Annotated in this window: 12 protein-coding genes; 4 read left to right on the top strand and 8 right to left on the bottom strand. The window is 71.8% G+C overall.

Annotation, left to right across the window (positions count from 1 at the left end; genetic code table 11):
* Nucleotides 1–6: 6 nt before the first annotated feature.
* Nucleotides 7–1,407 (top strand): methyltransferase, encoded by a 1,401-nt coding sequence (locus ACFWYW_RS14285; RefSeq protein ID WP_379613189.1) that lies wholly within the window; start codon nucleotides 7–9, stop codon nucleotides 1,405–1,407.
* Nucleotides 1,408–1,686: 279 nt separating this feature from the next.
* Here ACFWYW_RS14285 and ACFWYW_RS14280 read toward each other — a convergent pair whose 3' ends face one another.
* The 3 genes from ACFWYW_RS14280 to ACFWYW_RS14270 form a co-directional block, all read right to left on the bottom strand.
* Nucleotides 1,687–4,668, bottom strand: coding sequence for a BTAD domain-containing putative transcriptional regulator (locus tag ACFWYW_RS14280; protein ID WP_379613190.1), 2,982 nt, complete (start codon nucleotides 4,666–4,668; stop codon nucleotides 1,687–1,689).
* 244 nt (nucleotides 4,669–4,912) lie between these two features.
* Nucleotides 4,913–5,560, bottom strand: coding sequence for a GNAT family N-acetyltransferase (locus ACFWYW_RS14275; RefSeq protein ID WP_379613191.1), 648 nt, complete (start codon nucleotides 5,558–5,560; stop codon nucleotides 4,913–4,915).
* Nucleotides 5,561–5,663: 103 nt separating this feature from the next.
* A complete protein-coding gene (locus ACFWYW_RS14270; RefSeq protein ID WP_379613192.1) occupies nucleotides 5,664–6,947 on the bottom strand; it encodes a pyridoxal phosphate-dependent aminotransferase in 1,284 nt (427 codons plus the stop codon).
* Nucleotides 6,948–7,026: 79 nt separating this feature from the next.
* On the opposite strand from ACFWYW_RS14270, the gene ACFWYW_RS14265 reads away from it, so the two are divergent.
* Both ACFWYW_RS14265 and ACFWYW_RS14260 read left to right on the top strand, forming a co-directional pair.
* Nucleotides 7,027–7,962 (top strand): LysR family transcriptional regulator, encoded by a 936-nt coding sequence (locus tag ACFWYW_RS14265; protein ID WP_184959225.1) that lies wholly within the window; start codon nucleotides 7,027–7,029, stop codon nucleotides 7,960–7,962.
* Between the two features lie 10 nt (nucleotides 7,963–7,972).
* A complete protein-coding gene (locus ACFWYW_RS14260; protein ID WP_379613193.1) occupies nucleotides 7,973–8,644 on the top strand; it encodes a ribonuclease HII in 672 nt (223 codons plus the stop codon).
* Here ACFWYW_RS14260 and ACFWYW_RS14255 read toward each other — a convergent pair.
* Genes ACFWYW_RS14255 through ACFWYW_RS14245 form a run of 3 tightly spaced genes read right to left on the bottom strand, consistent with a single transcriptional unit; the run spans nucleotide 8,641 to nucleotide 10,888 of the window.
* On the bottom strand, nucleotides 8,641–9,900 hold the full coding sequence (locus ACFWYW_RS14255; protein ID WP_379613194.1) for an FAD-binding oxidoreductase: 1,260 nt from the start codon (nucleotides 9,898–9,900) through the stop codon (nucleotides 8,641–8,643). The genes ACFWYW_RS14260 and ACFWYW_RS14255 overlap by 4 nt on opposite strands.
* Nucleotides 9,901–9,904: 4 nt before the next feature.
* Nucleotides 9,905–10,342 carry a carboxymuconolactone decarboxylase family protein gene (locus ACFWYW_RS14250; RefSeq protein ID WP_379613195.1) on the bottom strand — a complete coding sequence of 146 codons (438 nt, stop codon included), beginning with the start codon at nucleotides 10,340–10,342 and terminating at the stop codon, nucleotides 9,905–9,907.
* A 60-nt stretch (nucleotides 10,343–10,402) separates the two neighbouring features.
* A complete protein-coding gene (locus ACFWYW_RS14245; protein ID WP_379613196.1) occupies nucleotides 10,403–10,888 on the bottom strand; it encodes an RrF2 family transcriptional regulator in 486 nt (161 codons plus the stop codon).
* A gap of 55 nt (nucleotides 10,889–10,943) precedes the next feature.
* Between ACFWYW_RS14245 and ACFWYW_RS14240 the strand changes: the two genes are divergently transcribed.
* Entirely contained in the window at nucleotides 10,944–11,978 is a 1,035-nt protein-coding gene (locus ACFWYW_RS14240) for an LLM class flavin-dependent oxidoreductase (RefSeq protein WP_379613197.1), read from the top strand.
* On the opposite strand, the gene ACFWYW_RS14235 is transcribed toward ACFWYW_RS14240, so the two are convergent.
* Together ACFWYW_RS14235 and ACFWYW_RS14230 are read right to left on the bottom strand one after the other, a co-directional pair.
* Entirely contained in the window at nucleotides 11,947–12,333 is a 387-nt protein-coding gene (locus ACFWYW_RS14235; protein ID WP_379613198.1) for an SCO5389 family protein, read from the bottom strand. The two genes, ACFWYW_RS14240 and ACFWYW_RS14235, sit on opposite strands and share 32 nt — an antisense overlap.
* A gap of 88 nt (nucleotides 12,334–12,421) precedes the next feature.
* Nucleotides 12,422–13,357: an ATP-binding protein gene (locus tag ACFWYW_RS14230; protein WP_379613199.1), complete on the bottom strand. Its 936-nt coding sequence runs from the start codon at nucleotides 13,355–13,357 to the stop codon at nucleotides 12,422–12,424.
* Nucleotides 13,358–13,396 lie beyond the last annotated feature (39 nt).

Genomic DNA, 13,396 nt, shown 5'->3' with positions numbered 1-13,396 from the left:
GGAAGGATGGGATCCGTGGAACGACTGCGCGAGCATCTGCTGGAGACCGGCTACACCATCGACGGAGTCCGCGACCGACTGGGCGCGGTGGCGGCCGGTGCGCTCGCGCGTGAGGAACTGGTCCCCGCCCTGCGGAGCACGGCCGAACGCGACCCGCTGGCCACCCTGATCCGCCTGTTCTGGCTGGGCGTCCCCGTCCCGGCCAAGAGCGTCGCCCCCGAGGTCCTGGCCTCGGGCCTGGTCACGACCGCCGGCGACGAGGTACGGGCCACCGTCCACCTGCAGCCGTGGGAGACCGACGGCTACCTCGTCTCCGACCGCAAGGTACGCCCCGGCGACCCCGCGCTGAGCCCCGACCACGTGGTGGGCGCGGGCGGCGCCTCGGCCAACCTCGCCCAGCTCGTCACCCGCCGCCCGGTGGAGCGCGCGCTCGACCTGGGCACCGGCTGCGGCGTACAGGTGCTCCACCTGGCCGGGCGCGCCGAGCGGATCGCCGCCACCGACGTCAACCCGCGCGCCGTCGAACTGGCCGGCCTGAGCTGGGCGCTGTCCGGCGTCACCGGCGTCGACGCCAGGACGGGCTCGATGTTCGAGCCCGTCAGGGACGAGTTGTTCGACCTGATCGTCTCCAACCCGCCGTTCGTGATCTCACCCGCCGGCAAGCTCACCTACCGCGAGGTGGGCGGCGACGACTTCTGCCGCGCTCTGGTACGGCAGGCCCCCCGCCACCTCAACCCCGACGGCCAGGCCCACTTCCTCGCCAACTGGCTCCACATCGAGGGCGAGGACTGGCGCGACCGCGTGGGCGGCTGGCTGGGCGAGACCGGCTGCGACGGCTGGGTGGTGCAGCGCGACGTCCAGGACCCGGCCGAGTACGTGGAGCTGTGGCTCAAGGACGCGGCCGAACAGGGCACCCCCGGCTACTCCCGGCACTACGACCAGTGGCTGTCGTGGTTCGACGAGCGCAAGGTCGAGGCGATCGGCTTCGGCTGGATCACCCTGCGCAACTCCGGCAGCCTGGACCCGGTGGTCAGGGTCGAGCACCTGACCCACCAGGTGGAGCTCCCGGTGGGCCAGTACGTGGACGGCGTCCTCGACGCGATCGCCGCCGCCCACCGGGCCACCGGTCTGGAGGCGGCCCGCCTGCGTACGGTCGAGGGCCTGCTGGACGAGCGCGTCGGTCGGCCGGGCGCCGAGGACCCGATGAAGATCGTGCTCCGCCAGACGAGAGGCCTGCGCAGGACACGGGACGTCGGCACGGTGGAGGCGGCCCTGGCGGGGGTCTGCGACGGCGACCTGGCCCTGGGCCCGCTGCTCAACGTGATCGCGGAACTGGTGGGCGACGGCGAGCAACTCGACGCCGACGCCCTGCGCCCGCTCATCGCGGAAGGCTTCTTCCACGTGTGAGCCGTCAACGGAAAAGGACATTGATTCCGCGTTGATTGGACGTTGACAGGGGCGGGAGACGCTAAGCGCACAGGCACGGACCTGGGGGGTTCGAGGTTCGTGTCTGGTCCGGCCGGTCGTCAAGTGAGGCGGCTAGCCGCCACGTGGAGCATCCGGATAACCGGGCCCCCTAGCGAAGCGTGGCGGTAGATGACCGGCCGGGCTGTAACCTTCCGCTCCCACCAAGGGGCAGCCTTGATCAACCACGTATGGATGACGCGACTCGACGACGAGCTGTACTCAGGTCTCGACGACCTGAGCGTTGTCGAGGAGGGCCTTGATGTCCCCGGCTTCGGGGGCGCCGAGCCTGGAGAAGATGTCGAAGGCCTGACGTAGGCAGTCGGTGCTGCGGGTCGTGCTCCCCAGGCCCATCAGCGCCTTGCCGAGGACGGCGAGCGAGAGCGCCTCGCCGTAGGGGTGGCCGATCTCCCTGCTGACCACGAGCGCCTGCTCGGCGTGGCGGACGGCGTCGGAGTAGCGCTCGGCGGTGATGAACGTCTCGGCCAGGCGCGAGCAGACCCGCTGCTCCCACACCCGCTGCTTGCTCGCCCGGAAGAAGGAGAGGCACTCGGCGTGGTGGTGGACGGCCTCGGCGATGCGGCCGACCCGCGACAGGACGATGCCGAGGTGGTAGCGGGCGCGGGCGGTGCCGGCGCCGCTGCCGATCTCGGTGAAGATGGCCAGGCCCTTCTCCGCCGCCGCGATGGCGTCCTCGGGGCGGCCGAGGCCGAGGTGCTCGCGGGCGGAGTAGGACAGGACCAGCGCCTCGCCGGCGGGCACGCCGTTCTCGCGGTAGAACTCCATGGCGGCGTCGAACCAGTTGAGCGCCTCGGTGTGGCGGCGCTGGCGGCCGACGACGACGGCCAGCGCGTTGCGCACCTCGCCGGTGACGACCTTCTCCTCGCGGTCCACCGACAGCTCGTGCACGATCCTGAACTGCTCTTCCGCCTGCTGGAGCTGGTTGCCGGCGAACAACACGCGGCCCAGCACGTACCGGGCGCGCAGTTCGCTGCCGGCGTCGCCGATGCGCTGCCCGGTGGCCAGTACGGCCCGGGTGGCCAAGTCGAACTCGCGGGTGTGGGTGCCCGACTCCAGCAGCGGCTCCATCGCCAGCAGCATGTCGGCCGCGGGCAGCAGTTGCTCGCCGGTGCGCGAGGCGGAGGCGGCCTGGTTGATCGCGGCGAACAGCGCGTCGCCCTCGGCGATCAGCCACGCCACCGCGTCGTCGGCCGAGGTGAAGACATGCCCGCTGCCGACCACGACCAGGTTGTCGGAGATCATGCTGCCCTCGTACGCCAGCCGGTGCGCCGACTGGCAGGAGGCCAGATAGAACCCGAGCAGCCGCCGCAACGCCATCGTGCGCGCCTGCGGCCGCTCCGACTTCTCCAAGGTACGGCGGGCGAACAGCTTGAGCAGATCGTGGAAGCGATAGCGGCCCGGCGCCGGCGCCTCCAGCAGGCTGGCGTCGACCAGCGACTCCAGCAGGTCCTCGGTCTCGAACGTGCTCATCGACAGCACCGCCGCGGCCGCCCCGGCCGAGATGTCGGGCCCGTTGGGCAGCGACAGCAGCCGGAAGGCCCGCGACTGGCCGGCGTCGAGCTGGCCGTAGCCGAGCGCGAACGTGGCCTCGACGGCCAGGTTGCCCACCCGCAGCTCGTCCAGGCGGCGCTGCTCGTCGGCCAGCCGCGGCACCAGCGACGCGACCGTCCAGGAGGGGCGGGCGGCCAGCCGGGCGGCGACGATCCGCACCGCCAGCGGCAGGAACCCGCACGCGGCGACCACGTCCATGGCCGCGCCGTGCTCGGCGGCCACCCGCTCGGGCCCGGCCACGGTGGCGAACAGCGACAGCGCCTCGTCCGGCTCCATCACGTCCAGGTCGATCAGGCGGGCCGAGGGCAGGTCGGCCAGCTTGACCCGGCTGGTGACGATCGCCGCGCACCCGGGCGTGCCCGGCAGCAGCGGGCTGACCTGCTTGGCGTCGCGGGCGTTGTCCAGCAGCACCAGGATGCGCCGCTCGGCCAGCAGCGACCGGTACAGCGCGGAGCGCTCCGACAGCCCTTCCGGGATCACGTCCGGCGGGATGCCCAGCGCGCGCAGGAACGCGCCGAGCGCCGACTCCGGCGCGGTCGCCTCGTCGGTGTAACCGCGCAGGTCGGCGTAGAGCTGGCCGTCGGGGAACTGGTCGTCGGACAGGTGCGCCACGTGCACCGCCAGCGCGGTCTTGCCCACACCGCCGATGCCGCAGATCGCCGCGACCGGGACGCCCTCGTGGGTGCCGCTCTGGGCCGAGGACAGCAGGGTGCGCAGCCGTCCGGCGATCTCCTTGCGGCCGGTGAAGTCGTTGACCGCGGCGGGCAACTGTGCCGGGCGCGGCAGCTCGTGCGCCGGCTCCTCCGCCTCATCGGTGTCGTCGGTGAGGTCGACCACGATCGAGACGGCCAGCGCCGGGTCGGCGGCCAGGATGCGCTGGTGCAGCACGGTCAGTTCGCGGCTGGGCTCCACGCCCAGCTCCTCGATCAGCGCCTCGCGGGTGTCGGTGAACACCGCCAGCGCGTCACCCTGCCGGCCGCACCGGTACAGGGCCAGCATCAGCTGGGCGCGCAGCCGTTCGCGCAGCGGGTGGTCGGCGGTCAGCGCGACCAGCTCCGAGACGATCGCGGGATGGTTGCCGAGTTCGAGGTCGACGTCCATGAGCGTCTCGACCACGCTGAGCCGGCGCTCGATCAGCCGGTCGCGCTGGTGGTCGGCGTACGGGCCGACGGCGCCGGCCAGCGGCTCGCCCTCGAACAACGCCAGCGCGCCGCGCATGCCGTCGGCCGCCTCCGCGGGCTTTCCCGCCCGGCGGGCGGCCTCGGCCTCGGCGATGCCGCGTTCGAACCGGGTCAGGTCGAGGGCGCCGTCCGGCAGGCGCAGCGCGTACCCCCGGCCGACGGAGGTCAGCAGCTCGGGACGGGTGCGCGCGGGACGGTGGGGCTCCAGCACGGTGCGCAGCCGGGAGACGTAGGTGCGCAGCGCGCCCAGCGCGCGCGGCGGCGCTTCCTCGCCCCACACCGCGTCGATCATCTCCGTCGGCGTGACCGCCCGGCCTTCCCGCAGCAGAAGCATGCCCAGAATGGAGCGCTGCAACGGGGTACCCAAATCGACTTCCTGGCCGCCGCGCCACGCGCGAACGGGACCGAGCACAGCGAAGCGCAGTTCGCTTTCGATGGCGTGACCAGCCATGCCGTGTGTCTCCCAGGCAATGGAACGATTTGTTACCAAATGATAGATCCATACTTGCCTAACACATAGGCATGAGCCAATTCGTTAACCGAAGCGTTGATTCGGCGTTGATCGGGTGTTGAGCCTGGCCGGTGATGCTGATAGAGCAGCGGGCATGGCCCCGATACGGGGGCGGCCGTGCCCGTCCCCATAGATATGAGGGGCCCCGCCCTGATATGTCGGGCGGGGCCTTAGCGGACGGTTGCTATGCGGCGGCCTCGACAAGCCCGAGTCTGCCGGACAGGCGTTCTCGGACCGCGGGCCATTCTGAGCTCAAGATCGAGTAGAACGCGGTATCTCGGACCGTGTCGTCGGCGCCTCGGCTTTCCGCTCGCCGCACCCCGTCGAAGTGTGCGCCGAGGGCCTCGATGGCGGCCAGGGACCGTTCGTTTCTTACATCTGCTTTGAGCGTGATGCGGTGGACGTTCCAGGTCTCGAAGGCGAGTGAGAGCATCAGGAACTTGCTCTCCCGGTTCACACCTGTGCCCTGGGCCGAAGCGGCCAGCCAGGTGTAACCGATGTCCGCCACGGACGGGACGTCGCCCACCGTCGCGCGAGCACCCGGAGGCCAGGGCATGGGGCCCTGCCAGTACTCCAGGTTCATCAGACGGGTGGCACCGACCACACGGTCGGTGTGCAGCCACCGGATGGCGAAGGGCATCGTGCGGCCCTCCGCCTGCTCAGCCATGGCGGCCTCCACATAGGAGGCAACCTCGTCCCGGCCATGCGGGACGCGAGTGAAGGCATACGTGGAGCGGTCTTCACTCGCCGCGGCGGCGAGGTCTTCGACCGCCGCGAGGCTGAGAGGTTCCAGGCGCACGAGGCGCCCGGACAAGGTGACAAGAGCGGGCATGAGCACATGATGAGGGCTGCTGTGCCCACCTGTAACCACGTGACGCGTGTCAACATTCGCGGGTTGCGGAAAACAGGGTGTTTTCGCAGGTCAACCTGGGGAATCAGCCCAAAGATTCGCCCAACTGTGACACCAGCGAGCGGTGCCGTTCACGTGGCCGCCGCACCGACAGTTCTTTGAGTCCCATGAGCAGGTGGTCGAGGCTGCCGGAGATCCACGGCAGGCACAGCGGGTCGGCCGAGGTGAGGGCGGTCAGCCGCTCCTCGGTGCTCTCCCCGTAGAGAAGGCTCGTGGCCACCCGTACGCGCGCCGCCGAGGGGTCGTCCCCGAAGGCGTGGCCGGGCAGGACGCCGATCCCGTGCTCGTCGAGCAGGATCCGCGTGACCTCGGCGGAGCCGCCCAGCCGCAGATGGCCGAGGTCCGGGTAGAGGTAGAAGCCGCCCTGTGGCTTCGCCACCGCGCAGCCGGCCTCGACGAACCGGTCGTAGACCGCCCGCGACACCTTGGCGTGCAGGCGCCTGCTCTGGTTGACGCGTTCCACCAGCTCAGGTGGCTCGGTGAAGGCGTAGGCCGCGGCGTCCTGGACCGGCGCGGCGGGCGCCGACCAGATCTCGCTGGCCACCGCGAGCAACTGCCTGCGCAACTGGCTCGCGCCGTCCGGCAGCCGTGCCACGCCGATCCGCCAGCCGCCCAGCGCCAGGCTCTTGCTCAGCCCCGTCGTGATGACCGTCCGCTCGGGCGCGAGGTCGGCCGGAGAGGTGTACGGCAGCGCCGTGTCGTGCAGCAGATCCCGGTAGATCTCGTCGGAGATGATGACCAGGTCGAGCTCGCGGGCGACCTCCACCAGCCGGTGGATGGTCCGCGGCGACGCGAGCCGCCCGGTGGGGTTGTCGGGCAGCGTCACCAGCAGCGACCGTACGGTCCTGCCCTGGGTGCGCGCGTGCAGCACCGCTGAGACGAGCTTGTCGGGATCGGGCGCCCCACCCTCGCCGGGGGGCGCCGGGACCATGATGGGCTTGGCGCCGACCAGGTCGGCCTGGGCCGCGTAGCTGACCCAGCTCGGCGCGGTCATCACGATGTCGCCGCCCAGCGCCAGGATCATGCCGTACAGGAGGGACTTGCTGCCCGGCCCGCACACCACGTAGTCGGGGTCGGTCGCCAGCCCCCGCCGGTTCCAGTAGCCCGCCGCCGCCTCGCGCAGCTCGGCCGCCCCCGCGACCGGCCCGTAGCCGTTGCGCTCGGATGCGGCGACCAGCTTGTCGCGCAGCGCCGGGTGGACGGGCAGCCCCGCCTCGCCGAAAGCGAGATTGAGCACGCGTTCCCCGGCGCGCCGTCTTCGCTCGATGTCCTCGTTGGCCGCCAGCGTGGCGGAGAGGGTAACCGTCATGTTTGTCACGTTCCCAGCGTGGTTGGATAGAGGCATAAGTACAAGCGAGGCTTCATGTGGGTAGGCATAAGGAAGTCCGATGCTCGATCTGCGCCGTCTGACCTTGATCTGCGAGTTCGCCCGCCGGGGCAGCATCGCCGCGACCGCCACGGCGCTCGGTTACAGCCCGTCCGCGGTCTCCCAGCAACTCGTCGCGCTTGAGCGGGAGACCGGTACGGCGCTGCTCGACCGGACCGCGCGCAGCGCCGAGCTGACCGACGCCGGACGCCGTCTGGTGGCCCACGCCGAGCGCATCCTGGCCATGGTCGAGGAGGCCGAATCCGACCTTTCCGCCCAGGCGGGCAGCCCCACCGGGCGCGTGGTCCTGACCGCCTTCCCGACGGCCGCGGTCGCCTTCGCGCCCGCGCTCGCCCGTACGCTGCGCCGCCACACCGAGCTGTCGCTCCGGCTCGGGCAGAGCCGCTCGGGCCGCGGCATGCGCGAGGTGCAGGCGGGTGAGGTCGACATCGCGCTCATCGACGACTGGTACGGCAGAGCCCGCGACAGCGACAGCACCCGGGTCTTCCCCCTCCTGCACGACCCCCTGGTGCTCGTGGTGCCGCGCAAGCACCGGCTGGCCGACCCCGACATCCCCCTCGACCTGGCGGAACTGCGTGACGAGCCGTGGATGGCGACCCCGGACGGCGAGCCGTCCCGCCTGGCCGTGGACCGGCTGTTCGTCGACGTGGGCGGCACCAAGCCCACGCCGTGGGAGTTCGAGGGACTCGGGACGATCCTGTCGCTGGTGGCCAAGGGCATCGGGATCGCCGCGGTCCCGTCCCTGGCGCTGGCGGCGGGCGTGCGCGGCATCGCGGTGCGCACCTTCCCCGGCGATCCGGTCGGCCGGGAGGTGCACGCGGTGGCCCGCACGTCCAGCGTCCACCGGCCGTCGGTGTCGGTGACCCTGCGGGCCATCCACGTGGCCGCCCGCTACATCGCGGCCGATCTGGAGCAGTTGCGGCTGGCCGAGCGATAGCCTCTGCCGCATGGCGCCCACCTACGACATCGAGCGGCAGCTGCTCGCCCTGCCCAGCACCCGCCTGGTCGCGGGCGTGGACGAGGTCGGCAGGGGCGCCTGGGCGGGGCCCGTCACGGTCTGCGCCGTGGTGAGCGACCTGTCCGAGCCGCCGGCGGGGCTGACCGACTCCAAGCAGCTCACCCAGCGCCGCCGCGAGGGCCTCATCGGCGACCTGGAGTCCTGGGCCGCCGGCATCGGCTTCGGCGAGGCGTCCCACGCGGAGATCGACACGCTGGGCATGACCGAGGCGCTTTCGCGGGCGGCCAGACGGGCGCTCGAGTCCCTGCCGGTGCGCCCGGACGCGGTCATACTCGACGGCGCCCACGACTACATCGGCCCGCCCTGGCCGGTCCGCCTGGAGGTCAAGGCGGACGCGGTGAGCGTCTCGGTGGCGGCGGCCTCGGTGCTGGCCAAGGTGCGCCGCGACGCGTACATGGGCACGATCGGCTGCGACGAGTACGGCTTCGCCGACAACGCCGGCTACCCCTCGCCCATCCACCTGACCGCGCTGGCCGAGCACGGTCCCACGCCCCACCACCGCCTGTCCTGGTCCTACCTCGACGACCTGCCGAAGTGGCGCCACCTGAAGCGCCACCGCGACCCGCTCGCCTTCGAGGGCCAGGAGTCCCTGTTCGGCTAGATCGGGTAGTTGGCGCGGAAGACGCCGTTGGGGTCGCGCCGCCGCTTGATCTCCCGCAGCCGCTCGTGGGCGCGCGCGCCGAACGCCTGCGCCGCCTTCTCCCCGGGCTTCAGGAAGGTGTACGGCTTGCGCCCCTCCCCGCCCAGCGCGGCGGCCAGCGCGATCTCCTTGCCCTCCACGTCACCGGTGCCCGGGATGCCGAACATGTACAGCAGGTACGGATCGGCCACCGCCCCCGCCGCGCTGTCCGACGGCCGGGCCAGCGCCCCGCCCAGGTGCCGGATCTGCACGCTGAGCAGCGGGTCGATGGGCTCGCTCAGCAGCGCCGCCGCGTGCTCCAGGCTCGGCAGCAGCTCGGCGTGCGACTGGCCGGGGCCCGGGTCGGTCGGCTCCTGCTCGATGGAGCCGAGCTCGTGCACGGGCAGCTCGGCGTGGCTGTCGGAGATCAGGCCGGCGATCCTGCCGAACGGCGCGAGCAGCGCCTTGGCCTCCCGCTCCGGGCCGAGGTAGGTGGAGTCGAGCGCCACGAACGGCGGGGCGCCGGGGAACTGCAGCAGGTCCAGCCACAGGGTCAGCTCGTCCGGCGCCACGGCCGTCACCCGCCGGAACGCCTCCAGCACCTCGGGGGCCCGCTCGGCCGGCCAGAGCAGCCGCCCGCCGTACAGCTGGGGGGCGGGGTGCAGGTCGATCTCCAGGGCGGTCACCACCGCGAAGTCGCCGCCACCGCCGCGCAGCGCCCAGAACAGGTCGGGGTCGGACTCGGCGCTCACCCGGCGCGGCGCGCCCTCGGCGTCGACGATCTCGAAGGCGCGCACGCTGTCGGCGGCCCAGCCCCACATGCGGCTGAACCAGCTCAGCCCGCCGCCGAGGGTGTAGGCGGTCACGTTGACGGCGGGGGTGCTGCCGGCCAGGCCGGTCAGCCCGAGGGGACTGGCGGCTTCGAGGAGCCTGCCCCACTTGACGCCGGCGCCGACCCTGGCCACGCGGCCGTCCAGGGTGACCTCGTCGAGGCGGGAGGTGCGCAGGAGGATCGTGCCCTCGGTGTCGCCGCTGGCGCCGTGGCCGCTCGGCTGGGTGGTGACGGTCAGGCCGTTCCTTGCCGCGTGGCGGACCAGCGCGGCCACGTCGGCGGCGTGCGCGGCGTGGGCGACGGCCAGGACGGGCTGCTCGATCGCCAGGTTCCAGGGCTTGGCGGCCTGCTCGAACGCGGCGTCGCCGGGGCGCAGGATCGGGCCGTCGAAGTTCTCGATGTTCATGGTCTTACGCTCCAGCGGGCTTGCGGATGGTGACGTTGATGCGGTTCCAGGCGTTGATGTTGGCGATGGCCATGATCAGGGCGGCGAGCTGCTCTTCGGTGTAGTGGTCGGCGGCGGCGTCCCAGACGTCGTCGGGCACGCCGGCCGGGTTGTCGCTCAGGCGGGTGGCGGCCTCGGCCAGGGCCAGGGCGGCGCGCTCCTCGTCGGTGTAGTACGGCGCCTCGCGCCACGCGGCCACGGACCAGAGGCGCTCGTCGCTCTCGCCGGCCCGCTTGGCGTCGCGGGCGTGCATGTCGACGCAGTAGCCGCAGCCGTTGATCTGGCTGACCCGCAGGCGGAGCAGTTCCAGGGTGCTCTGGGGGACGTCGCAGCGGCGCAGGTGGGCCTCGACGGCCAGCAGGCCCTGGTACCCGGCGGTGGCGATCTCGATGCGGGCGCTCATGTGTTATTCTCGCTTTCCTGGATGTTTGATATCTAGAATTTGGTCGCGGGAGAAGCCCGCTCAGGTGCGCAGGCTCTCGAAGCGGGCACGGGTGCCCTCGCGGGTGCGCGGATGCTTGCGCTGGACGGTCGCGGCGATGTCGGCGACCGTCTTGCCCGCCAGCGACTTGCGCCAGGCGAGGTCGGCCTGCCGCATGGCCACCGCGACCTCGCAGTGCGCGCGGTAGTCCACGTCGTCACGGCCGCCGGGCCCCTTGCGCAGGATGCCCTCGCAGCGGAACGCGTCCTCGCGACCCTCGATCGCGGTCACGATGTCGAGCAGCGTGATCTGGTCGGGCCGCCTGGCCAGCTTGAAGCCGCCGCGCGGGCCCGAGATCGAGGTGAGGATGCCCGCCTTCACCAGGGACTGAAGCTGTTTGTTGAGGTAGGCGGCGGGCAGCTCGTAGAAGGCGGCGAGCTTCTTCGCCGTGACCGCCTCTTCTGGGTCGAGCCACGTCATGTTGACGCAGCTGTGCAGCGCCCACTCGACGCCCTCGTTCATCCGCATATTCTGGATACTAGACCTCCAGAATAGGAAGCGCAACCCGGTTAGCATCTGAGGGGTGCGTATCGGGATCTTTCTGATCGCGGCCCAGTTTCCCGGGCAGGACGCCGGTCAGGCGCTGGCCCAGGCCGTGGAGTGGATCGAGGCCGCCGAGGCGGCCGGGTTCGACGACGTGTGGATCGCCGAACATCACTTCATGTCGTACGGCGTGTGCCCGTCGGCCACCACGCTCGCCGCGCTGGCCCTGGGCCGGACCCGGCGCATCGGCGTCGGTACGGCGGTCAGCGTGCTGTCGGCCTGGCACCCGGTGGCGCTGGCCGAGCAGGCGGCGATGCTGCACCACCTGTCCGGCGGCCGGTTCACGCTCGGGGTCGGGCGCGGCGGGCCGTGGCTGGAGCTGGAGGTGCTCGGCACCGGCGTGGAGCGCTACGAGCGCGGGTTCGCCGAGTCGCTCGACCTGCTGTGCGCGGCGATGTCGGGGGAGCGGGTCGCGGCCGACGGGGAATTCTTCCGCTTCCGCGAGGTGGAGATGGTCCCGGCGGCCCGGATGCGGCCAGTGGTGGCCTGCACGTCGCGGGCGACGCTGGCGCTGGCGGCCGAGCGTGGGCTGCCGATGCTGCTGGGCATGCACGTCGGCGACGAGGAGAAGGCGGGCCTGCTGCGCGAGCACGCGGCGCTGTCGGGCGGCGTCGGCGGGCACGTGGCCGCCGCCGTGGGGTTCGTGGGGGACTCGACCGAGCAGGCGGTCAGGGAGCTCAAGGAGGCCATGCCGCGCTGGCTGGAGCCGGGTTTGGCGGGATACGTGCCAGTGGACGGCCGGCCCCGCCCGCCCCGCGATATCCCGAAATATGTGGACTTCTTAAGTCAGGTGCACCCGGTCGGCGACGCCGATCTCTGCGTCGAGCGGATCCGGCGCACCGCCGAGGTCACCGGCCTGCGCCACCTCATCCTCATGGTCGAGGGCGGCGGGCCGGACCGGACTCTGGACAACATCCGCCGCCTCGGGCGGGAGGTGCTGCCGAGGGCCCGGCGGCCGACACCGCCGGGCCCCGCGCTGCCGGCTAGCAGTCCACCAGCTCCGGCTTCTGGTTGAGGATCTGCGCCCTGGGGGTCACGAACTCGGCGAGCGCCTTTTCGGCCGACGGGTCGAAGACGGCGACCCGGTGGCAGTTCTGGAAGGCGAGCCGTACCCCGAAGTGGCGCTCCAGCGCGCCGCGCATCGAGTCGCTGGCGAGGCAGCGCAGGAGCTGTCCCCGCGCCTCCTCCGACGGCGGCGGTACCTGGTTGTCGGCGAACTCGGCGCCGCTCTGACCACGCTGCTGGACCAGCTCGCTGATCACCGACCAGGCGTAGGGCAGGGAGTCGCGCACGCAGGCGACGAAGGCCGCGTCGTCGACCTCCCCGGCACGGGCCCGATCGAGCAGATCGTTCGGAACGGTCAGCGACATGCTGTCTCCTCACTATGGAAGAAAGGGATCTATCTGACGCTAGGTGAGAGCCCCGGAGGGCTCCAGATGGCGGGAGGGGGACAGTCGTCTATTGGGCCAGCGCGGCAGGGCCGTACACGAAGCCGGGGTCGATCTGCGTGGCGAGGTCGAGGCCGGTGCGCTCGTTGCCCCACGCGCGGGCGTTGCGCAGGTGGAACTCGGCCGTCTGACGGCCGAACCGCGCCCAGTCCTTGGGCTGCGCGTCGAGCTGCTTCAGCAGTACGGCCAGCGCGTCGAGGTTGCCGGTCTCCAGATCGGCCAGCGCGAACGGCCGCCCCTGCTCCAGCGCGCGCACGGCCGGCGAGTGCTCCATCCAGGTCAGCAGGTCGTCGCCCACGTGCTCGCGCAGGAACTCGACGTCGCCGGGGTCCTGCACCTTGTTGCCGACGACCGCGATCGGCACCTCGAAGTCGGCGGCGTAGTCGCGGTACTGCCGGTAGACGCTGACGCCCTGCCGGGTCGGCTCGGCGACGAGCACGGTCAGGTCGAAACGGGTGAACAGCCCGGAGGCGAAGGAGTCGGCGCCGGCGGTCATGTCGACCACGACGTACTCGCCGGCCTCGTCCACCAGGTGATTGAGCAGGAGCTCGACCGCGCCGACCTTGGAGTGGTAGCAGGCGACGCCGAGGTCCTCCTCGCCGAACGGGCCGGTCACCATGAGCCGCGGGCCCTCGGGCGTCGGGACCGTGTAGGGCAGGTCCTCGAACGTCAGCAGCCGCGAGCCGCGCCCCGGCGGGGTGGTCTTGACCATGGCCGCGGCCGAGGGGATGCGCGGGTTGTCGCCGCGCAGCAGGTCCTTGATCTCGGTGAGGCGGGCGCCGAGCGGCTCCGGCTGGGTGTCGAGGCCGAGCACGAGCGCGAGGTGCTGGTTGATGTCCGCGTCGACGGCGACGACCGGGCTGCCCTGGCCGGCCACATATCTGGCGAACAGCGCGGACATGGTGGTCTTGCCGCTGCCGCCCTTCCCCACGAATGCCACGCGCACGCCGGAGCCTCCCTTTGGTTTTGAAAACCGTTTTCGTTC

This window comes from Nonomuraea sp. NPDC059023 (assembly GCF_042740095.1).
Classification (GTDB): domain Bacteria; phylum Actinomycetota; class Actinomycetes; order Streptosporangiales; family Streptosporangiaceae; genus Nonomuraea.
The sequence above is the reverse complement of the archived record's forward strand: the minus strand, read 5'-3'. Positions and strand labels throughout refer to the sequence as shown.